1 protein-coding gene is annotated in these 816 nt (G+C 56.2%); it reads right to left on the bottom strand.

What is annotated here, in order from left to right:
• Positions 1-816: IS4 family transposase (locus ACYVG7_RS10060; protein ID WP_460882992.1), on the bottom strand; the 816-nt coding region annotated here is incomplete at both ends.

Genomic DNA, 816 nt, shown 5'->3' with positions numbered 1-816 from the left:
CATGCCTTATGGAACTCCTCGATCCGCCAGCGATGGGTGTATATGTCGATGACCCGCAAGGCTTGGGCTAGTGACTCGACGGGTTCACTGGTTAACAACAACCATTTCAACGGGGTCTCACCCTTGGGCGGGTTAATCTCCTCGGCCAACACCGCATTGAGCGTGATATTCCCCTGTTTTAGCGTGATGCGCCCACTGCGCAGGCTCAAGCTCGCCTTGCGGACGGGTCGATTTTTACGTTTACCGCGTTTATCCACCACGCCCTTTTGCGGGATGCTGATCTGATAGCCACCCAGCTCCGGTTGGTTTTTCAGATGGTCGTACAGATACAATCCGGAGCCAGCGTCCTTGCGCGGGTGCTTGGAGCGCACTACAAATCGCTCTTTATGTGTCAGTTTGTCCTGCAGATAAGCATGGATATCGGCTTCGCGGTCACAGACTGCAATCACGTTGCTCATCATGCTGCCCATGCGTAACCGGCTAGTTGCGGCCGCAGCCAGCCATTTGCCACTCTCTTTTTCATCCGCATCGGCAGGATCATCCGGGCGCATCCACCACTCCTGGTGCAGTAATCCCACGGTGCGGAATGTGGCGGCCTCGAGCAAGAGCACGGAGTGAACCCACCAACCCCGGGACTTATCCTTTACCGTCCCCAGCTTGCCAAGTTCTTCGGCGACTTGGTGGCGATAACTCAGAGAGGTGGTGTCCTCAATGGCCAGCAGTTCGGGAAACGCCTGAGCCAACTTGACGGTTTGCATGGCGCCAGCCTTTCTGATCGCCTCGGCAGAGACGTTGGGATTGCGGATAAATCGGTAA

Source organism: Pseudaeromonas pectinilytica (assembly GCF_054780855.1).
This window is presented reverse-complemented; position numbering and strand designations above follow the sequence as displayed.